Source organism: Komagataeibacter oboediens (assembly GCF_003207815.1).
Lineage (GTDB): Bacteria > Pseudomonadota > Alphaproteobacteria > Acetobacterales > Acetobacteraceae > Komagataeibacter > Komagataeibacter oboediens.
This window is the reverse complement of the sequence record NZ_NKTX01000049.1, coordinates 1-15,361: the sequence shown is the minus strand read 5'-3', so window position 1 is coordinate 15,361 and position 15,361 is coordinate 1. Positions and strand designations below refer to the sequence as shown.

Annotated in this window: 16 protein-coding genes and 1 pseudogene; 15 read left to right on the top strand and 2 right to left on the bottom strand. The window is 57.7% G+C overall.

All coding sequences use genetic code 11. The features are described from left to right. Window positions 1-131: 131 nt before the first annotated feature. The gene (locus CFR80_RS13655) at window positions 132-1,064 is read left to right on the top strand and encodes a LysR family transcriptional regulator (protein ID WP_110507530.1); all 933 of its coding nucleotides are present in this window, start codon (window positions 132-134) and stop codon (window positions 1,062-1,064) included. A gap of 54 nt (window positions 1,065-1,118) precedes the next feature. On the opposite strand, the gene CFR80_RS13650 is transcribed toward CFR80_RS13655, so the two are convergent. Together CFR80_RS13650 and CFR80_RS13645 are read right to left on the bottom strand one after the other, a co-directional pair. After that, window positions 1,119-2,177, bottom strand: a complete 1,059-nt coding sequence (locus tag CFR80_RS13650; protein ID WP_010516115.1) for an SDR family NAD(P)-dependent oxidoreductase — start codon at window positions 2,175-2,177, stop codon at window positions 1,119-1,121. 50 nt (window positions 2,178-2,227) lie between these two features. Next, complete coding sequence (locus tag CFR80_RS13645; RefSeq protein WP_258367811.1) at window positions 2,228-3,235, bottom strand: NAD(P)-dependent oxidoreductase; 1,008 nt, start codon at window positions 3,233-3,235, stop codon at window positions 2,228-2,230. A gap of 224 nt (window positions 3,236-3,459) precedes the next feature. Between CFR80_RS13645 and CFR80_RS13640 the strand changes: the two genes are divergently transcribed. The 14 genes and pseudogenes from CFR80_RS13640 to CFR80_RS13575 all read left to right on the top strand — a co-directional run. Beyond that, window positions 3,460-4,398, top strand: coding sequence for a cupin domain-containing protein (locus tag CFR80_RS13640; protein WP_010516117.1), 939 nt, complete (start codon window positions 3,460-3,462; stop codon window positions 4,396-4,398). Between the two features lie 191 nt (window positions 4,399-4,589). Further along, window positions 4,590-4,982, top strand: coding sequence for a hypothetical protein (locus CFR80_RS13635; protein WP_232272526.1), 393 nt, complete (start codon window positions 4,590-4,592; stop codon window positions 4,980-4,982). 793 nt (window positions 4,983-5,775) lie between these two features. After that, a complete protein-coding gene (locus tag CFR80_RS13630; protein WP_010516119.1) occupies window positions 5,776-7,209 on the top strand; it encodes a cytochrome ubiquinol oxidase subunit I in 1,434 nt (477 codons plus the stop codon). A 3-nt stretch (window positions 7,210-7,212) separates the two neighbouring features. Beyond that, the gene (gene cydB / locus CFR80_RS13625; RefSeq protein ID WP_110507529.1) at window positions 7,213-8,232 is read left to right on the top strand and encodes a cytochrome d ubiquinol oxidase subunit II; all 1,020 of its coding nucleotides are present in this window, start codon (window positions 7,213-7,215) and stop codon (window positions 8,230-8,232) included. Further along, complete coding sequence (locus CFR80_RS13620) at window positions 8,219-8,368, top strand: hypothetical protein (protein ID WP_010516121.1); 150 nt, start codon at window positions 8,219-8,221, stop codon at window positions 8,366-8,368. Before cydB ends, CFR80_RS13620 begins: the two co-directional genes overlap by 14 nt. 55 nt (window positions 8,369-8,423) lie before the next feature. Beyond that, complete coding sequence (locus CFR80_RS13615; protein WP_010516122.1) at window positions 8,424-8,927, top strand: nitrate reductase associated protein; 504 nt, start codon at window positions 8,424-8,426, stop codon at window positions 8,925-8,927. A gap of 23 nt (window positions 8,928-8,950) precedes the next feature. Then, on the top strand, window positions 8,951-11,254 hold the full coding sequence (locus CFR80_RS13610) for an FdhF/YdeP family oxidoreductase (RefSeq protein WP_010516123.1): 2,304 nt from the start codon (window positions 8,951-8,953) through the stop codon (window positions 11,252-11,254). 14 nt (window positions 11,255-11,268) lie between these two features. Next, a complete protein-coding gene (gene moaA / locus CFR80_RS13605) occupies window positions 11,269-12,354 on the top strand; it encodes a GTP 3',8-cyclase MoaA (protein ID WP_010516124.1) in 1,086 nt (361 codons plus the stop codon). A 12-nt stretch (window positions 12,355-12,366) separates the two neighbouring features. Next, window positions 12,367-13,029 carry an NTP transferase domain-containing protein gene (locus CFR80_RS13600; RefSeq protein WP_010516125.1) on the top strand — a complete coding sequence of 221 codons (663 nt, stop codon included), beginning with the start codon at window positions 12,367-12,369 and terminating at the stop codon, window positions 13,027-13,029. Continuing rightward, a complete protein-coding gene (locus CFR80_RS13595) occupies window positions 13,017-13,259 on the top strand; it encodes a MoaD/ThiS family protein (RefSeq protein ID WP_010516126.1) in 243 nt (80 codons plus the stop codon). Before CFR80_RS13600 ends, CFR80_RS13595 begins: the two co-directional genes overlap by 13 nt. Continuing rightward, a complete protein-coding gene (locus CFR80_RS13590) occupies window positions 13,256-13,678 on the top strand; it encodes a molybdenum cofactor biosynthesis protein MoaE (RefSeq protein ID WP_010516127.1) in 423 nt (140 codons plus the stop codon). The genes CFR80_RS13595 and CFR80_RS13590 overlap by 4 nt, the downstream gene beginning before the upstream one ends. A gap of 38 nt (window positions 13,679-13,716) precedes the next feature. Further along, window positions 13,717-14,535: a formate dehydrogenase accessory sulfurtransferase FdhD gene (gene fdhD / locus CFR80_RS13585; RefSeq protein ID WP_019091902.1), complete on the top strand. Its 819-nt coding sequence runs from the start codon at window positions 13,717-13,719 to the stop codon at window positions 14,533-14,535. 117 nt (window positions 14,536-14,652) lie between these two features. After that, the gene (locus tag CFR80_RS13580; protein WP_010516129.1) at window positions 14,653-15,078 is read left to right on the top strand and encodes a LysR family transcriptional regulator; all 426 of its coding nucleotides are present in this window, start codon (window positions 14,653-14,655) and stop codon (window positions 15,076-15,078) included. A gap of 30 nt (window positions 15,079-15,108) precedes the next feature. Beyond that, window positions 15,109-15,264 (top strand): annotated as a pseudogene (locus CFR80_RS13575) (IS5/IS1182 family transposase); the annotation flags it as partial. Between the last annotated feature and the right edge of the window lie 97 nt (window positions 15,265-15,361).

The window sequence follows — 15,361 nt, the reverse complement described above, 5'->3', positions numbered from 1 at the left end:
TGCGTCCTCAACCGCATGGACATTGATCGCCTCGATCCGCATGCTCACACGACGGACAGCAAGGCATTGTCAAGCTTGAAAAACTTTCGGATCGGGCTCTGAGACGTCGATATGAAAAAATCTATTATATCTTGAGGAAGCAGGTTGTGGACTATTTTACTGCGTTGCGCGTCTTCCTTCGGTCTGCCCAGATAGGGAGCTTCTCGGGGGTCGCTGCTGAACAGGGCATGGAGGTATCCACGGTATCACGCCATATTTCCCGGCTGGAGGCGGACCTCGACGTCGCGTTATTCAATCGTACGACACGTGGTCTCCATCTGACCGAAGCCGGTACGTTGATGCAGGAGCGGGCCAGTCGTATTCTTGCCGATCTGGATAATGCCCGCGAAGAAGTAACCTTACACAATTCTTCGCCGCGAGGCACATTACGCATAAATGTCCCTACCGCTTTCGGCCGACGGCATGTGATGCCACATATGTCAGCCTTTTTGACATCGTTCCCGGAAATCCGCGTTGACGTAACATTAACAGATACCACGGTTGATCTAATAGAAAGCGGGACTGATGTTGCGATCCGTATTGGCGCGCTTCCTGATTCTACCCTGGTTGCAAAGCGGCTGGCCGGTCAGTCACGAATTCTTGTCGGTGCTCCAGGCTATATAAAACACGCAGGCTTGCCTGTCTGCCCTGAGAACCTGACCGATCATAGCTGCCTCTTTTTCACCGTCCAGACGGGAAATGCATGGTATTTCAGGCCTGGTATCCGGCCAGACGCTCCGTTTGAAAAGCTTTCCGTGAGCGGGATCCTGAAAGCAAACGATTCCGAGGCTCTTCTTGAAGCGACATTGAGCGAGATTGGTCTGGCACTTTTGCCAAGCTGGCTGATTGGGGAAGACATCAAGGCAGGAAGACTTGTACGGGTTCTCGAGCAATTCGAGTGGGTTCTAGCTCCGGGAGCGGAACGGGCTATCTGGGCAGTTTATCCCCCCAAGAAAGTTGTTGCGTCAAAAGTAAAAAGTTTCATAAATTTCATGGCGTGCCAACTTAAGGACTCTCTCGGATGAGACGGGTATTACTAGGCGGCACCTATATACTTGGAACCGCCCAGCCGGTCAGCACTAGCTTACTTTTGCAGCATCTCCCCCGGTAACTGCCATTTCTGCGCCGGTCACAAGTGCGGCTGCGTCCGATGCCAAAAATACGGCCGTAGGCGAGATATCTTCAGGCTGGAGCCAGCCTACGCCAAGGGGAACGGTCGGCGCACGGGCGTCCCATGTTTCCTGAGCGGTAGGATACGCCGAAACTGCCTTATTTGACTGCGCTATCGCGGCCCGGAATCTTTGTTCGTTATAAGTGAGCGCAGTTCCAACCAGGCCCGGAAGAATAGCATTGCATGTTATATTGTAACGCCCAAGCTCCAGTGCCGCCGACTTCATCAGGCCAAGGATACCCCACTTAGACGCCGAGTAGGATGCACCGCTCATCGTGCCCATCCGGCCTTGCATGGAAGAAAGAAGAATCAGTCGTCCATATTTCCGTGCCACCATTTTTGGTGCGAACGCACGCACGGTATTGGCCGTACCGGTAAGGTTGTTCTGGATTTGATCCTCCCAGTCGTTGTCAGCCATTTCAAGCAGGGGTTTCCACCCCTGGATAGCCGCATTCGCGACAACGCAGTCGATTTTTCCGTAGGTCCGTTCAATATGGTCGGCCGCCGCGCGGAGTTGCTTGATCTTACGAATGTCGGCAACGATCGCCTCGCCACGGCGCCCATAAGCGCGAATCTGCGATACCGTTTCCTCCAGTTCGGTTTTTGTTGCGGGGGCAGCATCGGCTGTCGGGCTCACTGGCCCCGCGATATCCAGTGCGATGACGTCTGCGCCATTGGCTGCGAACTCAACTGCAATGGCGCGGCCTATACCGCGAGCTGCGCCTGTAACGACGGCAACTTTACCGGTCAGGTTTGTGCCGCGAGCGGGTTTTATCGGCCCTGCCGTTTTTTCAGGCGGCGGGACAGGGTAGGGCCCGCTGACCGGTTCCGAGACCGGGCGTTCGGATGCTGAAGCTGTACTGAGTGTAGATGCGGCCAGTCCGACTGCCGCGACGCCGCCTCCAAGCGCGAGGATGGAGCGACGGGCCGGGCTGCTCAGCGGATCATTCTGGTTTTGAGTAGGCATCAAATTATTTCCTTTCGGGCAAGTTACGGCTGGAAGTTGGCCGTCTGTAACTAGAAGAGGTCAGAAAGTCCGGGATCTGAAGGCAATCCGGCGTCCCGGGACGCAAGGAGCCCCAGGGCTGACCAATCGAGCGTTTCCCAACCTCGTGCCATCATGGCGACCATGCGGTCTCGCACGAGGCTTGCAAAAGGCATGGGGGTTGTGGCGCGTTCGGCCTCGGTTAAGGCGAGGCGCATATCCTTGAGCGCCAGCGGTACGACCATTCCGGCGGGACGGTAGCGTTCGTGCAGGATTTTTCCGCCATAGGCCTTATGGACTTTCGAATCAAAAAGTGAGTTCGTCAGAACGTCGAAACCGAGTTCAGCGGAAATGCCGCCCTTGCGGAGAAGTGCCAGGGTTTCTCCCATGCTTTCCAAAGTAGTTGCAATCATCACGTTTGCAGCCAATTTCATCAGGTTGGCATGACCAGGGTCATCCCCCATCAGGAAGATATGCTGACCCAGGTTTAGTATGATAGGAACTGCCGAGGCGACGTGATCGGCAGGACCTGCGCCCATGAAGAACACTTTCCGCGCCTTCGCGAGGTCAGGATTGCCAAGCACGGGAGAGGCAACGTAACCCTGACCACTACTTTGATGCAGGCCCGCCAGATGCCTTGCGATCGTGGGACTGACCGTGCTCGTCGAGACGTGAACAGCCCCTTTCTTCATGACGGTGATCAGGCCGGAATGGCCTTCGGTCACAGAAGAGAGAGCAGCGTCGTTAGGCAACGAAGAGAAGATAATGTCGCACTGAGACAGTCCGGCAAGGGAGTCAACCGGTTGTGCACCTGCGCATGCGTCCCGTTTGGTTGCATTGCGATCGAAAACAACCGTCTGGTAGCCGCAACTCACCAGATTCTGGGCAAACGCGGAACCCATATGGCCCAATCCCACAAGGCCGACGCGCGGGCGTGGAGAGCCGGTCCGGGGCACGTCCGTCTGGCTCCGCGAAACAGTTGACTGCGCAGACTGATTCACTTGATTCTCCTGTCGTTCATAGACGAACCTCACTGACATGTAGGCTCGCATCGACCTCTGGATTCCGGATTGGAGGGGTCGGTAGGCGAGATCGCATAGCGTGGAAGTTCACTGACTCTCCGGTAGGACGGATGGCGCGTCGCCACCATGTCAATTTTGGCAAAAGTCATTTGCCGCGCCTTAGGTAGCGGGAGCAATGCCAGGCCGGTTATCCAGAGCATCGCGTGCCCTTATCTGGCTCCGCGACAGAATGGAGAGCAAAAATGGATAGTCTGGTGATTGATCCCGGGACCGACGCGCGTGATACCGTCGCCCAGGGACAGTTCTATGAATATAGCAAGGCCGCCAATCCGATCCGGCCGACCTTGACGCCGCGTGTTCCCTACCACTTCTTTTCTCCATCGCTGTATGCGGGCGGAGAAAGTCGGATCGTTCCCCTTGATCTGAGCACAGCTTTGAAGTGTCCGGGCCCGGCAACAGGCCCCGGCCTGCTGGCAAGTTTTGTCCGCATCAACGCAGGCGATACGATCGAAATGGAGCCGAATGCGACATCGATCGTGTTCTATGTCATCCGTGGCCAGGGGCGCGCCGTCAACGGTGATGTTGCGTTCGAGTGGAGCCATGGCGACTTCTTCGCTGTTCCCGCGATTGACGGCGTCATGCTCACAGCCTCGTCTGACGCTGCGCTTTATGCAGTACACGATGCGCCGCTGCTGACCTATCTTGGTGCGCGCGTTGATACGGCCCGGTTCCGCCCGGTTCTGTTTCGGTCCGCGGATGCGAACCGAGAACTTGACCGGGTGAGGCGCTCACCAGCGGCTGCGGAGCGGAGCCGTATCAGCGTTCTGCTCGCCGCCGAAGAGTTTCCATTGACGCGGACTGTTACGCATACCCTTTGGGCGATGTATGGGACGATTGGTGCGGGTACCGAACAGAAGCCGCACCGCCATCAGTCGATTGCTTTGGATTATATCGTCGAGTGTGAGCCGGGCTGCTATTCCCTGGTTGGCACCGAGCTCGACGAAAACGGCCAGATCAAGGACCCCACGCGGGTAGACTGGGAATCAGGATGCGTTTTTGTGACCCCGCCGGGCTACTGGCACGCGCACTTCAATGAATCCGGTGCTGAGGCCCGATTGATTCCAATACAGGACGCCGGCCTGCAGACGTATCTCCGCACGCTGGATATCCGGTTCGCCTGAGGCCTGGAATGCGCAAGGAAGTCACATATTCTATTGCGCATCTTTCTGACTTCTTCAGCGGGAGGGTCTCAGGTCAACGCTGTTGCGCTCTCCCGTCCGTCATCTCCGCTGCAGTGTCCTCTCTATGAGCACCTGGTGTAATCGGAGTTGGCAACACGATTGGCATCGCTGAGACAGGGAGAATATTGAGATTGCGGCGCCAGATCTTAAGACATCTGCTTGACTGGTCGGGTCGTATGAAAATGAAAACGGATATGAAAGCCTTCGGGATATTGAGTCTGGTTGTGTTGCTGGCCGGCTGCACATGGCCTGCGGATGTCGATCAGGCCTATGATCGACGCTTGGTACAAAATCATTTCAAGCGTCTTTCATCCGACGAATTTCATGCGCAGTCGTGGTCCAAGTCTATCGAACCCAATACATTGCAGATGATGATGCTGAACGGGACTCCGGCTTACGTGTTTTATGATACTCACGTCTGTCACTGTGCTTTTGTTGGTGACAATTCGAGCTATCTTCAGGTGCAGGATTTTGCCCGTGCAGAAATGGCAAAGATCCAGCCAGATTCCACGTATGTTCAGTAGTGATATTACTATCCGGGAAATGTCCTGCCACGCTCTGCCCGGTTCGCGTTAATCCAATATGATACCGTCTCGCATGGCGATATCGCTATGCTCGGGCATGCTCGAGGTAATAATAGAGATACTGACACGAACGTATTGCTGGCGTTGGTTCATTTCCAAATAAAGAACCCTAGTCGTTTGTTGCGTCGTGCACGGAGCCTACGCTGTGCGGTTGATTGGCAGGTTCCAGGCGGGATCATGCAGATGACTGATATTTGTCTTCCGACGTGCCCTGAGAGTTTAAAGCACACAAAACCAGCCACCATCTCTTAAGGGAACTCCAGGATTAGCCTCACATCGCAATACGTTACGGCCATCACGCCAGCATCTTTTCCGGCCATGCGTCTCGCATTTCCATTCAATTCCGTATGATCAGGAATGCAGACATAACAGGTCCACAGGAAAACTCTGCTTCATTTGCATCATATTCAGAATGGATAACCGGAGCAACCGATGACGCCTTTATGTGCCTAAAACCGGGAGATCCGCGCTAATATCTTATGATCGGTTATTCATATTTTCGATTGTCTATATTTCTGCATAACTACACATATCCTATAAATAATACGCTTATAAACGCTGTTTATGATCTTATGTATAATCCCTCTTGGACGCCATGCGTCTGATTGATCTACTACGTTTTCTGGGACACCGGGGCATGCAGCGGCCTTTCAGGCCAGTTCATTGCACGGAACCGATATGCCGAGAACTTATTTGTATTTCTTTCTCTCGTCATAAGTTTTGGAAAGTATCGATGCAGTACGCACATGATCCAGCACTCCTTCTGGCGCGCTTTCAGTTCGCCTTTACCGTAGGCGTCCATATCATTTTTCCGGCCTTTTCAATCGGGCTGGCGGCTTATCTGGCTGTTCTGGAGGGGCTGTGGCTCAGGACCGGACGATCCGTATTCCTTGACCTGTACCGGTACTGGATCAAGGTATTCTCCATTGTCTTTGGCATGGGCGTCGTCTCGGGACTGGTCATGTCGTATGAGTTTGGCACCAACTGGTCGATCTTTTCCAAAAAAGCCGGGCCGATTACCGGCGTGCTGCTGTCCTATGAGGTCATGACCGCCTTTTTCCTCGAGGCAGGCTTCCTCGGCGTCATGCTGTTCGGCATGAACAAGGTGGGGCGCAAACTGCATTTTGCAGCCACATGCTGCGTATCGGTCGGCACCCTGATTTCCATGACATGGATCCTGTCCTCCAATTCATGGATGCAGACCCCGCGTGGTTACACCATTGACCCGACCACCGGGCGCTTCATGCCCGCTGACTGGCTGGCCATTATCTTCAACCCGTCCTTTCCGTTCCGCCTGGTGCATATGGGTCTGGCGGCGTTCCTGTCGGTTGCCTTCATCGTGGGGGCCACGGGGGCGTGGCATATGCTCAGGGCCCGCAAGGCCGGAAAGATCTCCAGCGAGCCGGTGCGGGTCATGTTCTCCATGGCCATGTGGATGGCGGCGATCGTAGCCCCCCTCCAGATCCTTGCTGGCGACGCGCATGGCCTGAACACGCTCAAATACCAGCCCGCCAAGATTGCTGCGATGGAAGGGGACTGGGTCTCGGAAGATCATGCGCCCGAACTGCTGTTCGGCATTCCCAACATGAAGACTGAGCATACGGATTATGCTGTCAAACTGCCGCTGGCCGGATCGCTGATCCTGACGCACCGCCTGAACGGCAAGGTGCCGGGCATGAAGGACTTTCCGCGTGACCAGCGGCCGCCTTCACCGGTCATTTTCTTCTCCTTCCGCATCATGGTGGCCCTTGGCATGCTGATGATGCTGGTGGGGCTGTGGTCGCTGTGGTTGCGGCGCAACAGCACCCTGTTTACCAATCCGCTCTTCCACCGTGTCGCACTCTGCATGGCACCTGCGGGCTTCCTGGCCCTGTTGTGTGGCTGGATCACGACCGAAGTGGGGCGCCAGCCATGGACGGTCTATGGCCTGCTGCGCACGTCTGACAGCGTATCGCCCGTTGCCCTGTCTTCCCTGGCGTTTTCAATGACGGCGTTCGTGGTGGTCTATGTGCTCGTGTTCGGGTCCGGGATGGGCATTCTGGTGCGCATGCTGGGCCGTGCGCCGCAGGAGGGTGAGCACGATACCCCGCCATCTCACGCATCCGGGATTCTGGCCACCAGCATGCATCCAGGCGTGATTGACCCCTCTGCTGGCAAAGGAGCCTGAGGCATGATGGACTTCGCATACTGGCTGCCCATCGTGTGGGCCGTCATTCTGGTGGCTGCCATTTCGATCTATGTGGTGCTTGACGGCTTTGACCTTGGCATCGGCATGCTGTTCGCGCTTGAACGCCACCCGGAGCGTCGGGATGTGATGGTCAACACCATCGCCCCCGTCTGGGATGGCAACGAGACGTGGATGGTACTGGGCGGGGCGGTGCTGTACGGCGTCTTTCCCGGTGCCTACGCCACCCTGCTGCCCGCCTTCTACCTGCCGATCGTGCTGATGCTGCTGGCCCTGATCTTTCGCGGCGTGGCGTTTGAGTTCCGGGTCATGACACGCAGCACGGGACGGGAAGGGATGTGGAATGCTGGCTTCATGGCTGGCTCCGCCATCGCCGCCTTCTGCCAGGGCGCGATCCTGGGCGGGGTGGTGCAGGGGATCAGGGTTGTGGATGGCGCCTTTGCCGGTGGCCCGCTCGATTGGCTGACCCCGTTCAGCATCCTGTGTGGCCTGTCCGTCATGTGCGGTTACGCCCTGCTGGGGGCAACGTGGCTGATCTGGCGCACCACTGGCGTGCTGGAAGCATCATGCCGCCGCTGGGCTGCCCGGCTGGCCCTGGGCCTGTTCATCGGCATCGTGGCGGTCAGCCTGTGGACACCGCTGCTGCATGCCCCCTACCTGCGCCGCTGGACCGACTGGCCGAACATCGCGTTCGTCGCCCCCGTGCCGGTGCTTGTGGTGGTGCTGGGTGCCCTGTTTGTGATGGGGCTGCGCAGGGGGCACACGAAGGGGCCGTTCCTGTGCGCGCTGGGCTGGTTCTTCCTGTGCCTGTCCGGGCTGGGGATTACGGTATGGCCCTATGCCGTGCCGCCGGGCCTGACGCTGTGGGATGTGTCCTCCCCGCCATCGAGCCAGTTCTTCCAGCTAATCGGCACCGCCATCCTGCTACCGATCATCCTGACCTACACGATCTATTCCTACCATGTCTTTCGCGGAAAGGTGACGGAAACCGATGGGTATCACTGATATTGTCCAGGGGAACGGCGATAACGCGCCACCACGCGCCGGGGCACGGATTGCATGGTTTGTTGTGATCTGGTCGTTGAGCACCGGCGTGTTTTTCGGGGCGGCATCCCTGCTGCACCTGATCGTTCCCAAATAAGACGGGCGGCAGGGCCGCCTGATATTCCCCGCCTTCCGATAAGGGATCTGGTCCAATGCTTTTTGACTTTGAACGTGACTTCGCAGGCTCCCTGCGGTGCATTCCAATGATCGCGCGCCAGAAGCTTGATATTGTCGGCATCAAACTAAGCCTGCGCCAGTGGAGCCGCTTTACACGCGAGGAAAGGGGTCAGCTTGCCGACCTGCCGTGCGAGACCGCGCCCGAACAGGCCGCCTACCGCATACTGGTCGCCCACCTGATCGCAACCCGCAGCGACGAACCGCTGCGCCAGCTTGCAACCCGTGGGCTGGAAGCCTGGCGCGATGCGGACCACATGCCCGATGCGGTCAGGACCCAGGCGCAGGCTGATGGCATAGCGCCCCCAACGCCTGCGCAATGGGCCGCCCTGCAGCCGCTCCAGCGATTTGCGCTGGTCAAGCTGGCCCGCTCAAAGCATGAAAATGAAAACTTCGTGCCCGCCATGCGGGAATTCGGCCTGCTGCAACACCATGCCGGGGTGCTACATGATGCGGGTGCCCACACACGCCTGCCCAACTGAATGAAGCCGAGAGGGTCAAGAGCATGAGCAACGAAAAAACGCCTGAATACAAACCCTATCATCATCCGGCAGGTGGGTGGGGGGCGGCCGGGGCCACCGCGAAAGTGCTGATGGAGCAGAGCGTGCTGGTCAAGGGATCGCGCGGGCTCTTGTCCATGAACCAACCGGGCGGTTTCAAATGCCCCAGCTGCGCATTTCCCGACCCCGATCATCGCAAGACGCTGGAATTTTGCGAAAACGGGGCCAAGGCGCTGGCGCATGAAGCCACAAAGGGACGTGTAACGCGGGAATTCTTTGAAAAATACACCGTCACCGAACTGATGCAGAAAAGCGATTACTGGCTGGAAATGCAGGGCCGCCTGACCGAGCCGATGCGCTACGATGCCGAAAGTGATCGCTACGTGCCCGTGGCATGGGATGACGCCTTTGCCCTGATCGGCCAGCACCTGCGTGCCCTCGACAGTCCGCACCAGGCCGAGTTCTACACATCCGGCCGCACGGCGAACGAGACCGCGTTCCTGTATTCAATCTTCGTGCGTGAGTTCGGCACCAACAATTTCCCCGACTGCTCGAACATGTGCCACGAGCCAACCAGCCGTGGCCTGCCGCCTGCCATCGGCATTGGCAAGGGCACGATCGTCATGGGCGATTTCGAGCATGCCGAAGCAATCTTCGTGGTGGGCCAGAATACCGGCACCAATTCGCCGCGCATGATGACCAACCTGGTGGAAGCCCGCAAGCGCGGCGTACCGATCGTGCTGATCAACCCGATGCCCGAGCGGGCGCTGATCCGCTTTACCGAGCCGCAGGACATCTTGCAGATGGGCACGTTCGGCTCGACCCCGATTTCCAGTGAATTCGTGCATGTGCGCATCGGTGGCGATCTTGCCATCTTCAAGGGCATGATGAAGGCGCTTTTTGAGGCCGAGGCGCGCGGCGAGAACGTGCTGGACCTTGACTTCATCCACGAACACACCGCAGGCATCGAAGCCCTGCGTGATGATGTCATGGGTTGTAGCTGGGCGGACATCACCCGCATCTCGGGCATAACCGAGGAGCAGATCCGCAAGATCGCGGATATTTACATGAAATCCAATGCCACGATCATCTGTTATGGCATGGGGCTTACGCAGCATCAGGAAGGATCGCGCCTGATCCAGCAGGTGGCCAGCCTGCTGCTGCTGCGCGGCAATTTTGGCAAGCCCGGCGCCGGTATCGCGCCGATCCGTGGCCATTCCAACGTGCAGGGCGACCGCACGGTGGGCATTGATGAAAAACCGACCCAGGCCTATCTGGACCGCGTGCGGGATGTCTTCGGCTTTGAACCACCGCGCGAGCATGGGCACCACGTGCTGGAAGCGGTCGAGGCGATGGAAGCGGGCACCGCCAAGGTATTTTTTGGCATGGGGGGCAATTTCATCCGCGCCGTGCCCGATACGGACCGCTCCTACGCCGCCATGCGCAACCTCAACCTGACGGTGGGCGTGGCGACAAAACTGAACCGGGGGCATCTGGTGCATGGCAGGGACGCGCTCATCCTGCCGGTTGTCGCCCGCTCGGAAATCATCCGCACGCAGGCAGGCGAGCAGTTCGTGACCATTGAGGATGCGATGGCGAATGTCACGGCATCGCGTGGCGTATTCGAACCCGTGAGCGAACACGTACTGCCAGAGACCGAGATCGTGTGCCGCATGGCTATGGCAACGCTGCCCAACTCCCGCACGCCGTGGGCGGATTATATGGTCGACTACACGCTGATCCGGGACAGGATTGCCGACGTCTATCCTGAAATCTATGCGGATTTTTCCGAAAGGATCAAGAACCCGCATGGCTTCCACCTCGACATTCCACCCCGTCGCCGCGTGTGGAAGACGCCTAATGGCAAGGCGAATTTCCTCGTGCTGCCGGGGCTGGAAGTCGATGTGCCGGTCAAGGACCCGGCCATGCTGCGTCTGGCCACCATCCGTTCGCACGATCAGTACAATACGACCATCTACAGCAACAGTGACCGTTACCGCGGCGTGTACAACACCCGCCTCGTCATCTTCATGAATAAAGAGGACATGGCAGAACGCGGTCTGGCGAATGGTGATGTGATCGGGCTGGAAACCTATAGCGACGACGGGGTCAGGCGCTATGTCGATGGCCTGAACGTGCTCGACTACCCCATGCCGCGCGGTGCCATTGCCGGATACTACCCGGAACTGAACCCGTTGCTGCCGCTGAACTATTTTGACGAGATCAGTGGAACGCCCGCAGCGAAATCCATTCCGGTCAAGGTTGTGGAAAGTGTTGCATCCGCACCGCCCATCCGGATTGCGGGCTGACAGGGCAGGCGGCCATGGATGACGATCAGAACAGCCGCGCGGCCCGCGCCGTGCCGCCTGTCGACCAGCTTGGCCGCCCGCTGCGTGACCTGCGTATTTCGGTCATGGACCGGTGTAATTTCCGGTGTCCCTACTGCATGCCCGAAGCGACCTATCACGAGGGCTTCCGGTTTCTTGGCCCGAAGGAACGGCTGGATTTTGACGAGATCGAACGGATCGCGCGGCTTGCCGCCGAACTGGGTGTGACCAAGATACGGCTGACCGGCGGGGAACCCCTCCTGCGGCCCGGTCTGCCTGATCTTGTGCAGCGCCTAAGCGCCCTGCCGGGCATTGACGATGTGGCGCTGACAACCAATGGCGTGCTGCTGCCGCGCTTCGCTCCAGCCTTGCGCCAGGCGGGGCTGCGGCGCGTGACGGTCAGCCTCGACAGTCTTGATCCTACCGTGTTCGCCCATATGAGCGGCGGCAGGGGTGATCTCCCTGCCGTGCTGGAGGGCGTCGATGCCGCATGTACCGCAGGCTTTGAAGGCGGCGTCAAGATCAACACCGTGGTTCAGCGGGGCGTGAATGATGCGGGCGTGCCGGATATTCTGGCACGCTTTCGCAATACGGGTGTAACGGTCCGGCTTATCGAATACATGGACGTGGGCAATCGTAACGGGTGGGAGCGTGCCGATGTCGTGCCCTCAGGCGAACTGCGCGCCCGCATTGCAGCACGCTGGCCCCTTGAAGCGCTGCCGCCCCGCTATCACGGTGAGGTGGCCCGGCGTTACCGCTATGTGGACGGGGCAGGGGAGATCGGGTTTGTCTCGTCCGTTAGCGCGCCATTCTGTGGTGCATGCGCGCGGGCGCGGCTGTCTTCTGACGGCAAGCTTTATACCTGTCTTTTCGCTACGACCGGCACGGATCTGCGCACGCTCCTGCGCGGGCGCGCCAGTGACGCGGAAGCTGACAGACAGTTGCGGGCAGCCCTGTCGCGGATCTGGCGCCACCGGACGGATCGCTACAGCGAGGAACGCACGCGTCAGCCGGCATTCTTGGTCAGCGGGGAAAAGGCATCCCGGCAGGAAAAAATCGAAATGCATTATATCGGGGGATGACATGGATTTTTTATGCGCATCCCAATCTTCTCCGGCCAGCAGGTCATGACGGCATTACTGTATGGGCTGGTCCTGGCCGGTGGTGAAAGTCGCCGCATGGGGCAGGACAAGGCGGCCCTGTCCTATGCTGGCCGCCCGCAGCTTGCCCGTGTTTTTGACCAGCTTGAGCGGCATGTTGGGCGCTGTTTTATCTCGATACGGTCTGATCAGGGCCATGATCCGCTTCGGGCGTCCTATCCCTGTATCATGGACGGGCAGGAGACCAAGGACATGCTTGACGGCGGGCCAATGGTCGGCGTGCTGTCGGCTCATATGGCTTATCCGGATGTGGCATGGCTTGTTGTCGCCTGCGACCTGCCGATGCTGGATGATATGACGCTTGCAACCCTTGTTCAGGGACGCGACGCGGATCTGGCCGCCACGGCCTATCTGAGTGAGAGCGACGGATTGCCCGAGCCACTGTGTACGATATGGGAGCCCGCGACACTGGCCGCCCTGTACAGGCAGGCGGCAAGGCAGAAGATCCGGCCACGCCAGATGCTCACCCATTCAACGGTTCGTCTCCTCGAAGTAAAAAAAACAGGTGCGCTGGAAAACGTCAATGCACCTGATGAACGTGACCGGGTGTTGAAACGCCTTGGATGTTCTGATCAGGAAGTAAAATGCCCAACATAGAGTTACAGTATTTCGCCCAGCTTCAGGATGAAGTCGGACGGGCACACGAAAGACGGCACACATCGGCCCCGACGGCCGCCGCACTGTATGATGAACTCCGTGCTGCATACGGCTTTGCGCTGGCGCCCGCCTGCATGCGTGTTGCGATCAACGCTGCCTTCGCCCCGTGGGAGCAGCCTCTGGGCGAAGGTGATCATGTTGTCTTCATACCACCGGTGACAGGCGGATGAGCGACTTCATCATGGCGGATGCGCCGGTTGACATCAGCGCCCTGCGCAGGGCGCTGATGGTTCCTGAAGCAGGCGGATTCTGTTCTTTTGAGGGATGGGTCAGGGAGACAAACGAAGGTCAGACCGTGTCCGGCATCGATTACAATGCGTTCGTCCCACTGGCGCTGACGGAAGGGCAGGCCATCGTGCAGGAGGTGAAACAGCGTTTTGCCATCTGCCGTGCAACCGCCATGCATCGGACTGGGTACCTGCCGGTCGGTGAAACGGCAGTATGGATTGGTGTCTCCGCTGCCCATCGCGATGCGGCTTTTAGTGCCTGCCGTTACATCATTGATGAAATCAAGCAGCGCGTTCCGATCTGGAAAAAGGAGCATTATGCGAGCGGTGAGGTCGGATGGGTGCCGTGCCACACCCTCTGACTACTGAACCGTGCCCACCTGAGTTCGAGGCTGCCGTAATGTCCACTCTTTTTTACTCGCTAGATGTCAGTGCCCTGTCCTGTCCGAATGAGAACTTCAGCCTGAACGTGGCAGAAGAAGTACCGGTCAGCCTCCTGTTCAACGGGATCTTTCCGTATGGCACAATGATGATGACGCCTGCAGATCTGGAGGACTTCGCCCATGGATACTGTATAACCGAACAGATCGTCGGTTCAGTCGCAGATATTCGTTCGGTGAACATTGTAGCAGCCGAAGACGGTCTGACCCTTGATATTTTTATAAAGGGCAGGGCGCTGACGCGACTCATGCGCCGTAATGTCCGCATGCAGACAGGGCATTCGAGTTGTGGCATATGCGGCAGTGAGACTGTACCGGAATATGACGCTGTAGCAGCAGCCCCGTTGGGGGAGGGGCCATCCCTATCGGTAACAGCAATACGCAATGCATTGCATGAACTGCGGAAGTGGCAGACGCTGAACGCGGCGACACGGATGGTCCACGCCGCTGCATGGGCGAATAATAACGGCAATATTCACATGATCCGGGAGGACGTGGGCCGACATAATGCGCTTGATAAACTGATTGGTGTGCGTGCGAGCCACCCCGACGTTTTCCACGAGGGTTTCTGTCTGCTGACAAGCCGGTATTCGTTTGAGATGGCGCTCAAGACAGTGCGGGCCGGTATTGCCGTCGTGGTCGCGATTTCCGCCCCGACGTATCGCGCCTTCCGTACCGCTGAAAAGATGAACCAGACCCTAATTGCCATTGCGCGACAGGACGAGCAGACGCTGTTCTGCGGCGGCAGGCGTCTTACGGGATTGTATCCCACATCCTGAACAAATAAAAAGCTTCCATTATCCTGTTCGTTCCGGAACATGAAGAAAATTATCACATCCATAGGGAAATGATCGCGCGCGCCGGTCGCCAGCGAGTATGTATTCGCGGGGTATGACATGTTTCTCAAGCAGCTGTACTATCTTCGGGAGATAGAAAAATTCAAGAGCTTCTCGCAGGCGGCGGCTGCATGCAACGTATCGCAGCCATCCCTTTCACGTGCCATACGTGTCATGAAGGAAGAGCTTGGCGTTGTTATTGTCGACCGGAAGAGGAAAGTGTTTGGCCTGACGCCGAAAGGTGTCCAGATCCTCAGATGGGGACATGAAATTCTGCGAGGAGTTTTAGAAATCCAGAATGTCGTCTCCCTATCTCATCAGAAGCTGGCTGGTACAATTAAAATCGGCGTAGTTCCAATTGCAGTTCATGTCATTCCTCTTCTGATGGATCTTGTGAAGGATCATATCGGGGATTTCATCTGTGATGTTCTGATTCTGTCTAAGAGCCTGATCCGAAAGTTTTTGAACAATACCAGCATGTTGTGATTCATCCGTCTTTGCGAAGAGATGGAGTGAATGGTGGCATGGACTGGTATTGCCCGACACGAACATAGCCGGGAGGGATTGCGATATCCATCGGATATGACGGATGCCGAGTGGGCTTTGATTATGCCGTTCGTGTCTCCGGCGAAACGGGGCGGACGGCCTCGCACGGCGGATATGCGCGAGGTGTGAGTGCTGGTTGTAATCTCCCCAAATGTGCTGGTTGAAAATTCCCCAGTTTGAGGACTGTGCGTGATCGTCATGGGGGCATGCCCCCATGACGATC